The sequence below is a fragment of the Rhodobium gokarnense genome (genome assembly GCF_025961475.1).
In the GTDB taxonomy this organism is placed as follows: Bacteria; Pseudomonadota; Alphaproteobacteria; order Rhizobiales; family Rhodobiaceae; genus Rhodobium; species Rhodobium gokarnense.
Window position 1 is genome coordinate 565,487 of record NZ_JAOQNS010000002.1, and the last position, 8,197, is coordinate 573,683.

Below are 8,197 nucleotides of genomic sequence, written 5' to 3' on the forward strand. Positions count from 1 at the left end.
ACAATGATCACTCACTCGATAATTGTCACGAGCCCCAATAACGATCTTGAAGAAGCCCTCAAGGATGTCCCCTATGGGTCAGGATTTCGTGTCGTAAACTTTCTAAAATTTCATCCGGTCGCCATTTATCCCAGTGACTATGAAGGTCCTTCGGTTACTGGTGAGTACGCTTACTGGACACTGTATATCGGTGGAGTTGCTCCCATTGTTGGCGCCGCTGGGGGGAGTCTTAAACATCGTTCAAAGGCGTATGGCACGATAGCAGGGTTGCCGGGCGAGGAGTGGGACGAGGTCGCGATATTCGAATGGCCAAACGTCCAAACAATGACGTCATTGGCAAAGCACCCGAAAGTTATCGAGCTTTCTGTTCATCGCATTGCAGCAACGAAGAATTTGAGAATGGTGCCAATGGCAATCCAGTTAGATGGCAATTGAAGTGGTCCGCAAGATGGAGCACCAGCCATCAGGCTGCCCGTTGGTGGAAGACGTTGCCTGAAGTTTGGCTGGTGGGTTAGGTGCTTATCGTGGTGACTATATGCAATCGGCGTCCTATGTCTTGGCGACAACAGTCGCAAGGTCTGTCCTTTTGACCGCGTCTTGTCGAGTGCCTTGGGCAGGATGGTGGTGTGAACCCGGCCCCTCGGTAACTGTGGCATTTGGTGACCAAGCGAAATGCCCGAGTGCAATGTCAAAAACGAGCGCACCGAAGGCGAAATCTGCAATCGACCCGGGCTCTTCGGACGGACAAGCCGCTCGCGCCGGCCACCCTCCTCTCAACGCTCTGTGCGGTTCAGGAGTTTTTCAGCTGGCTGGCTCGCGAATCCGGATATCGGAAAAGAACAAACCTGACGATATTCGGTGTCTCAACCTGCCGCACAAGGACCGTGCAGCCGCGCGGTCGTCGAGTACGCGGAAGGTTCCGACTGTCGAGCAGGTTCGTGCCGCCTTTGCGGCAATGCCGAAGGAAACACAGCTACGGCAAGGTTTCTACGTACCGGCAGGTCAATTGGCTCGGAACGCCGGCATGCGCGACCTGCATGAGGAAACGCTCGGTAGTATCGCTTCAGTGCTCGAAGAGCTCGAAAGTCGGACGAGGCCGTGAGGCGAACCGGAGCGGCGTTCCGGACAGTTCGGCCAAACCGCAAATACGGCGCCGGACGCCTCAGCCCTCGCCAGTAGGAGATTCCGAACGCTCGTCGTTGTAGTTCGGGAAGTGTTTTTTCAGGCGCTCGACCGTTGATCGCCATCCTGGCGTCTTAGGTTTGCAGACGGTGTTCTGGTTGCCGAACATGCCAATTTCCTGCACGGCCTGGTCCTCATCCACGGTGTGCAGCCATCTGACCGGGACGAAATATTCCGCTTGGTCCGGATCCTCGGCATGGTCTCGAACATAGTCGCCAGATAGCACCTCAAATGCCGGCCTGCCGTCGATGACATAGTCCTTCGCGAATACGCGGGGGCCGGTGACGCGGCCAACTCCAACGAAGCCTTTGCCCGGTATCTTCACCCAAACCCGGTCGCCCTCGCTCAACATGCTGAGCGTATTGACGTACCAGTTGCCGCCGCCCGCCGAGATGAAGCCGTGCTGCCGGGCCTCGTCCCAGCGCCGCGTTTCGTCGGAAAGGAAATTGACATAGAACTCACCGTTCCAAGGTTCCTGTTCCCCCCGGCCACCCGCGTTCGCCGCCTGAACCTGGACCTCGCCCGGGTCGATCAGCCAGGCGCGGCTGAGGAGTTGTCCGTCGCCGTGATCGAAGACCTGGAAGAACAGGACGTTGATCGCGACGCCGCGGTCGTTCAGGTAGTTGACGATCCGCTCGCTGCTGGCGTCGAGCGTCGCCGCAACGATGACGACCTGATGGCTTTCGTTGAGCGTGTCTTCGTCGAGCGGTCGGCCGAACCGGCTCAGAAAGTCGGCGGAAAGGCTCCGCTCGGGGCGGAAGCGGGCATAGATGCCGGCGACATCGTTGGCGTCGAGGCCTTCTTCCATCCAGGAGGCATAGTCGAGCGCCTGGGCGACCACCTCGCGCGGCGTGCGATCGCGCTTGAGTTCGACGAGGACGAGGGCGCCGTCTGGCGCGATGGCGAGGAGATCGATCCGTCCGCCATATCCGGTATCCACCTGGCGGCCGATCAGCATCCATTCGGAGGAAAGGATGCGCGGTTCAGCGACGATCATCTTCTCGAGCATCTGTTCCGACGGGAGCGTCCCTTGCGGGATCTCGGTCGGCGCTCCGGAGACGGTCCAGACGGTGTGCTGGATCGGCATTACTCGGCGGCCTCCCTTTCCGCTGTCGAAACGGGGGCGAGTGCCTCATGCAAAAGCGCTTCGAGGAGGCGTGCGCGAGTGGTATCCGCGATGGTAAGGGCGGCCTCCAGCCGGTCGCAGAGGGCCATGAGGGCATCGACCTTCGCCACGATGCGGTGTTGTTCGGCGAGCGGGGGGAGGGGGATCGTCAATGAGCGAATGTTGTCCAAATTCAAACCCGGACGTCCGGCACCATAAGCTCGCTCGACGAGTTCGAACCTACCCCCATGATCGGCCATGAGGCAAAGAAGCAGCCACCATGAGATTTTCGGATCGGTGGGGCGTGCTAGCCCTACATGCTGACTGACATAGGCTTCGCCGATTTCTCTTTCCAGGATCGCTGGATTAGTAACGCCAGCGCCAGTAATGACGATCAAGACGTCTCCTTTGGCAACCTGTGTTCTGCTGCCTTCGCTGTTGGACGGCGGTTGCACGTGTGCGAGATTGTCTAGGAGCAATTGTCCGAACCGGATGTTTTGCGCTCGGATGAAGAATGGGCCGGAATCAGCGTAATATTCGGACCATCCGCGCGAACCACTTGTCACAAAGTTGAGCAGGTCGCCCAGCGCGATGCCTTTCCAGCCTGAAGGCAGTGTTGCGATCGCATAGTCCGGATCGGAAGACGGTGCCTTTTGACGAAGGACCATCTTTGCCTTTAGCAGCCGTGCTTTCTCGGCCGCCACTCGCTTCAACAACTCCGACGCCGGTTCGTCGGTTGGGTCCTGCTTCACCAGCTTGCCCCGCACGGCGAGGTTGAGGATGGTCTGGCGAAGTTGCCCGATCTGGTCGGGGCGCGCGGTGAGGGCGGGGAGCGCGTCGAGGGCGAAGCGGGCGGGGAACGCGTCGTCGTGGGGCTCGGAGCCGGCCGGAAGGCCGGCCTTCCCTTTTTCCTGCTCCGCTCTCGCCTTCATGGCGGTCAGGCGGGCGAGGCTGGCGGCGGTCAGCCGGTCGCGGGTGGCCTCGCGCTGGTCGCGGGCCGCCTCCAACCGGGCCAGCAGCGCCATCAGTTCCTCCACCTTCGCCACGATCCGCCGCTGCTCGGCGAGGGGCGGGAGGGGGACAGGCTGATTGTTGGCCATCTGGGAAGTTAGTTCGACCTGATTGGTCGATCCGGCCGCGCGTTCTTCAATGACACCGTAGACGTGATCGGTGCGAAGCCATGTGCGCACATATTCGGGGTCGACTCCAAGACAGCGCACGACAGTCACATGGCTATCGCAGACGAGCTTGTCGGGCGGCTCAAAAAGCCGGATTACGCGTCCAATTGTTCCGGTGCCTGTCGAGTTCCAAAGCAGGTCGTTCTCGCGTAGGAACCTTATCGGTTCATACTTGGCCAGCGAATCCAATGTTACCTGCTTGGCCACGGTGAGATCGAGGCCAGCCCATTGAACGCACTTCTGCGATATCACTGGCGCACCATCTGCGGCTGTGTATTTCGGCGATTTTCCTCGTTGGATGTAGGCAGCGATATTGCCGAGCCGCGTCCAAATCCAACCCATTGGGACCACGAATAGTGGTTCTTCAACCGGCTCAAGCGGTTTGGGCTTCATGATCTCACCCGCTTTGGCCAGCCGCACTTTCTCAGCCGCGATCCGCTTCAGCAACTCCACCGCCGGTTCGTCGGCCGGATCCTGCTCCACCAGCTTTCCCCTTACGCCGAGATCCAGCACGAAGCGGCGCAGGCGGGAAACCGCGTCCGGCGCCTCGGCAACCTTCTCGTAAAGGGCGAGCAGGCGGCCGGCGGAAAACGAGAGCTGGGTCATCGCACCAGCGCCTCGGTCAGGATGGCCCTGAGTTGGTCGCGGAGCGCCGCGACTTCGGTCTCGGCGGCGGTCAAGTCGTTGAGCAGCGCTTCGGGGTCGCCGTAGTCTTCTTCGACCGTGTGCGGGTTCTTGATGTCGAGATTGCAGCCGCGGGCCTTGATCTCCTCGGCGCTGACCTTCCAGCCGCGCTCGGTCTCCTCCCGCCCCTCGCGGAGCGGCCCGCCCCACCAGGCGATGCAGTCCGCCAGATGCTCCAGCCGAATGGGCCGGGTCATGGAATAGGCCTTCTGCCCCTCGGGCACCCGGTGCTCCCAGAACCATGTCTCCGTCGTCGGCGCCCCTTTTTCGAAGAACAGCAGGTTGGTGCCGATCGAGGCGTAGGGTTTGAACACCGAATTGGGCAGGCGCACGATGGTGTGGAGGTTGCACTCCTCCATCAGATGCTCCTTCAGCCTCGTCTTGACGCCCTCGCCGAAGAGCGAGCCGTCGGGAAGCACCACAGCCGCGCGGCCGCCGGGCTTCAAAAGGCGGATGATCAGGGCAAGGAAGAGGTCGGCGGTCTCGCGGGTGCGGAAGTGCTGCGGGAAGTTGGATTCGATCCCGTCCTCCTCGCGCCCGCCGAAGGGCGGGTTGGTGAGCACGATGTCCACCCGCTCGTCCCGCGTCCAGGAGATGTAGGGGCGCGCCAGCGTGTTGTCGTGGCGCACGAAACTCGGATCCTCGATCCCGTGCAGCAGCATGTTGGTCACGCACAGCATGTGCGGCAGGGCCTTTTTCTCCACCGCATGAAGGCCGTTCTGAAGCATCCACTCGTCATGCGGCTTCTTCACGTAGCGCTCGCGCATGTGGCGGATGGCGCAGGTGAGGAAGCCGCCGGTGCCGCAGGCCGGATCGAAAAGGGTCTCGCCCGGCTTCGGATCGATCATCTGGGCCATGAAGGAGGTGACGGCGCGCGGCGTGTAATATTCGCCGGCATTGCCAGCCGATTGCAGGTCGTTGAGGATCTGCTCATAGATGTCGCCGAAATGCTGGCGATCGCTCAGGTCGTTGAAGTCGACAGCGTTGATCTTGTTGACCACCTGCCGCATCAACTGGCCCGATTTCATGTAGTTGTAGGCATCCTCGAAGACGCTGCGGACAGTGCGGGCGCGGGGCGTCGTCGGTACAAGGTTCTTCAGGCCGGGAAACAGCGCGTCATTGACGAAGGAAAGCAGCTCGTCGCCGGTGATGCCCTCCGGATCGGCCGCCCAGGCGCGCCATTGAAGGGCAGCCGGGATCGGCGGGCGATAGTCGTCCTTCAGCAGCTCCAGTTCCTGGTCCTGGTCGTCGATGATCTTGAGGAAGAACATCCAGCAGAGCTGACTGATGCGCTGGGCATCGCCATCGACGCCGGAATCCTGGCGCATGATGTCCTGGATGGATTTGACGAGAGTGCGGACGGACATGGGTTAGGCGGTATCCCTGTAGAGTTCGGATTGCAGATCGTGGACGGCCTTCTCAAAGCCGGGTTTGCCGCCGAAGGCGCGGATCAGTTCGATGGGCGTGCCGAGGCTGTCGAGCGGCGGGATCTTGAGGACATTTGCGTCATGGAGATTCAAGACACCTTCATCGGCGTATTTGGCGAGCAGCGCGTCGAGCACGGCGCGGGCCTTTCCGCCATATGCCGCGAAAGCATCCCTTTTCCGGACGCCCTCCGCCCGCTCCCGGCGGGTCAGCGGCTTGGCGTCGAAAGCGATATGGCAGACCAGGTCGAAGGGGTCGAGGTCTTTGCCTAACTCGGCGCCGATTACGTCAAGTGGCAGGCCTTCTGTCGCCAGCTCTTCGATAATGGCTTGCTTGCGCTCGGCGGCATTCCAGCGCATCAAAAAATCGTCGAGACTGGCGAAGCGTTTGCGAAGCGCTTTCTTGGTGAAATCGCGCAGTGACTCGGTAACGAGCTTTCCGTTCTCGTCGAGATATTCGACCCGCTCCGCCACGATGGTGGCGCCGATACCATCGACATAGACCTTCGTTCGCGCCCCGCCGGTCGGCGGCGGCAGGCCCGGCTCGTCGACCACGGTTTCGTCTTCGCCCGGTTCGTCCGGCAGGGGGGCTCCGTCTTCGTCGGTGGGCGGTACGTCGGGCGGATCGATGGGCTGGTCGTCGGCCGGCTCGTAGATCTGAACCGGCTCGCCGTCGAAATCCGGGTCCGCGAAATGGCTGCTGGCGCCGCGGAAATCGATGAGCGTGAAATAGTATTTGTGGGTGTCCTCGTGCACCCGGGTGCCGCGCCCGACGATCTGCTTGAATTCCGTCATCGAGCCAACCTCGCGGTCGAGCACGATCAGGCGGCAGGTTTGGGCGTCGACGCCGGTGGAGAGCAGGCGCGAGGTGGTGACGAGCACCGGCCACTTGGATTCCGGATCGATGAAATTGCCGAGCTGGGCCTGGCCCTCCACGTCGCTGCCGGTGATACGCATTACATATCGCGGGTTCTCGGCAACGAGATCGGCATTCTCGTTGACCAGCGCCTGGCGCATTCGGGCTGCGTGTTCCTGGTCGACGCAAAAAACGATGGTCTTCTGGTAGCGATCCCCGCTCTCCTTCAGGAACTGCGTGACCTTCTCGGCCACCAGCTTGGTCCGGTCGTCGATGACCAGCGTGCGGTCGAAATCCTTGACGTTGTAGAGACGGTCTTCGACCTCTTCGCCGTCTCGGTCGAGCTGGCCTCTCTCGGGTCGATAGCCAGCGACATCCCGATCGATGTGGACCTTGACCACCTTATAGGGCGCCAGAAAGCCGTCCCGGATGCCCTGTTTCAGGGAGTAGGAAAAGACCGGGTCGCCGAAATAGGCGATATTGGAGACGTATTTGGTTTCCTTCGGCGTTGCCGTCAGGCCGATCTGCGTGGCGGATGAGAAGTACTCGAGGATCTCGCGCCAGGCCGAATCCTCGGCCGCGCTGCCGCGGTGGCATTCGTCGATGATGATAAGGTCGAAGAAGCCGGGCGAGAACTCGCGGAACAGCTTCTGGTGCTCTTCCGGTCCGGTGATGGCCTGGTAAAGGCCGAGATAGACCTCGTAGGCAGTATCGATCCGGCGCTTCTTGTCGAGCGCCACTGTTACGTCGTCCGTGCTGCCGTCCGGGCGTTCGATGGTTTTCGCATTGGTCGAGAGCTTGGCCATCGTTCCGCCAAACGGGCGAAAATCGTTTACCATCGTCTGGTCGATCAGCACGTTCCGGTCGGCAAGGAAAAGGATGCGCTTCTTCCGGCCCGCCTTCCAGAGCCGCCAGATGATCTGGAAGGCGGTGTAGGTCTTGCCGGTGCCGGTCGCCATCACCAAAAGGACACGGTCCTGCCCCTTGGCGATGGCCTCGATCGCGGCGTTGACGGCGTTGACCTGATAGTAGCGCGGGGTCTTGCCACTGCCGTCGTCATAGTAGTCCTGCAGGACGATCTGCTCGGCCTCGGCGTCCAGGCCCTTCCAGCTTCGATACCGCGCCCACAATTCGGCAGGTGCCGGGAAGGCATCGAGCGCCAGCGTTGTTTCGCGTGGATTGCTGGTGGCGGTGCGGTCGTGAAAAACGAAGCCGTCGCCGTTGGACGAGAACACGAAGGGGATGTTCAGTGTCTCGGCATAGTCAAGCGCCTGCTGGATGCCGTCTCCGACGCTGCGGTTGTTGTCCTTTGCTTCAATGAGTGCAATGGGAATGTTGGGCTTGAAATAGAGAACGTAGTCGGCGCGCTTGCCCTGGCCGCGCGTGACCAGCTTGCCCCGGACGATGATGCGCCCCTTGGTGAAGCTCACTTCTTCGCGAATCTGCAGCACCTCGTCCCAGCCGGCATGGCGCAATGCCGGCGTGATGAACTTGGTGCAGATGTCGCGTTCGCTGAGGGTTTTCTTATCCACGTCGATGAACGAAAGCTCGGTTCGAAAAACAGATGAAATGACACGTTGGCTAGGCGCCATGATTGACCATGATGCGCTCAGATTCAAACGTGGACGGCGCAGGGAAAACTGAAAAACAGCGGGGGGGGGGGGGGGGGCGGGGCATTGGCACCAAAAGGGTTAAAATTTTGCTAAATTGAAGATGGTACAGGGGTTCTGGTGGGGTAACCAGAAAATATAAATTATGAAAAAATGTT

5 protein-coding genes are annotated in these 8,197 nt (G+C 60.8%); 1 reads left to right on the top strand and 4 read right to left on the bottom strand.

All coding sequences use genetic code 11. From position 1 onward, the window contains the following. Positions 1 to 3 precede the first annotated feature (3 nt). Positions 4 to 435 carry a hypothetical protein gene (locus M2319_RS05150; protein ID WP_264600368.1) on the top strand — a complete coding sequence of 144 codons (432 nt, stop codon included), beginning with the start codon at positions 4 to 6 and terminating at the stop codon, positions 433 to 435. A 727-nt stretch (positions 436 to 1,162) separates the two neighbouring features. Here M2319_RS05150 and M2319_RS05155 read toward each other — a convergent pair. From M2319_RS05155 to hsdR, 4 genes are read right to left on the bottom strand one after another with little or no spacing between them, the layout of a single operon-like run. Further along, positions 1,163 to 2,269, bottom strand: coding sequence for an endonuclease NucS domain-containing protein (locus tag M2319_RS05155; protein ID WP_264600369.1), 1,107 nt, complete (start codon positions 2,267 to 2,269; stop codon positions 1,163 to 1,165). Further along, positions 2,269 to 4,071 carry a restriction endonuclease subunit S gene (locus tag M2319_RS05160; RefSeq protein ID WP_264600370.1) on the bottom strand — a complete coding sequence of 601 codons (1,803 nt, stop codon included), beginning with the start codon at positions 4,069 to 4,071 and terminating at the stop codon, positions 2,269 to 2,271. Before M2319_RS05160 ends, M2319_RS05155 begins: the two co-directional genes overlap by 1 nt. Continuing rightward, on the bottom strand, positions 4,068 to 5,516 hold the full coding sequence (locus M2319_RS05165) for a type I restriction-modification system subunit M (RefSeq protein ID WP_264600371.1): 1,449 nt from the start codon (positions 5,514 to 5,516) through the stop codon (positions 4,068 to 4,070). The genes M2319_RS05160 and M2319_RS05165 overlap by 4 nt, the downstream gene beginning before the upstream one ends. Before the next feature lie 3 nt (positions 5,517 to 5,519). Beyond that, the gene (hsdR, locus tag M2319_RS05170) at positions 5,520 to 7,961 is read right to left on the bottom strand and encodes an EcoAI/FtnUII family type I restriction enzme subunit R (protein WP_264600372.1); all 2,442 of its coding nucleotides are present in this window, start codon (positions 7,959 to 7,961) and stop codon (positions 5,520 to 5,522) included. Between the last annotated feature and the right edge of the window lie 236 nt (positions 7,962 to 8,197).

What these genes read in the sequence shown, in the direction of transcription:
- M2319_RS05155 (WP_264600369.1), bottom strand. Translation starts at nt 2,269, where the DNA reads ATGCCGATCCAGCACACCGTCTGGACCGTCTCCGGAGCGCCGACCGAG.
- M2319_RS05160 (WP_264600370.1), bottom strand. Translation starts at nt 4,071, where the DNA reads ATGACCCAGCTCTCGTTTTCCGCCGGCCGCCTGCTCGCCCTTTACGAG.
- M2319_RS05165 (WP_264600371.1), bottom strand. Translation starts at nt 5,516, where the DNA reads ATGTCCGTCCGCACTCTCGTCAAATCCATCCAGGACATCATGCGCCAG.
- M2319_RS05150 (WP_264600368.1), top strand. Translation starts at nt 4, where the DNA reads ATGATCACTCACTCGATAATTGTCACGAGCCCCAATAACGATCTTGAA.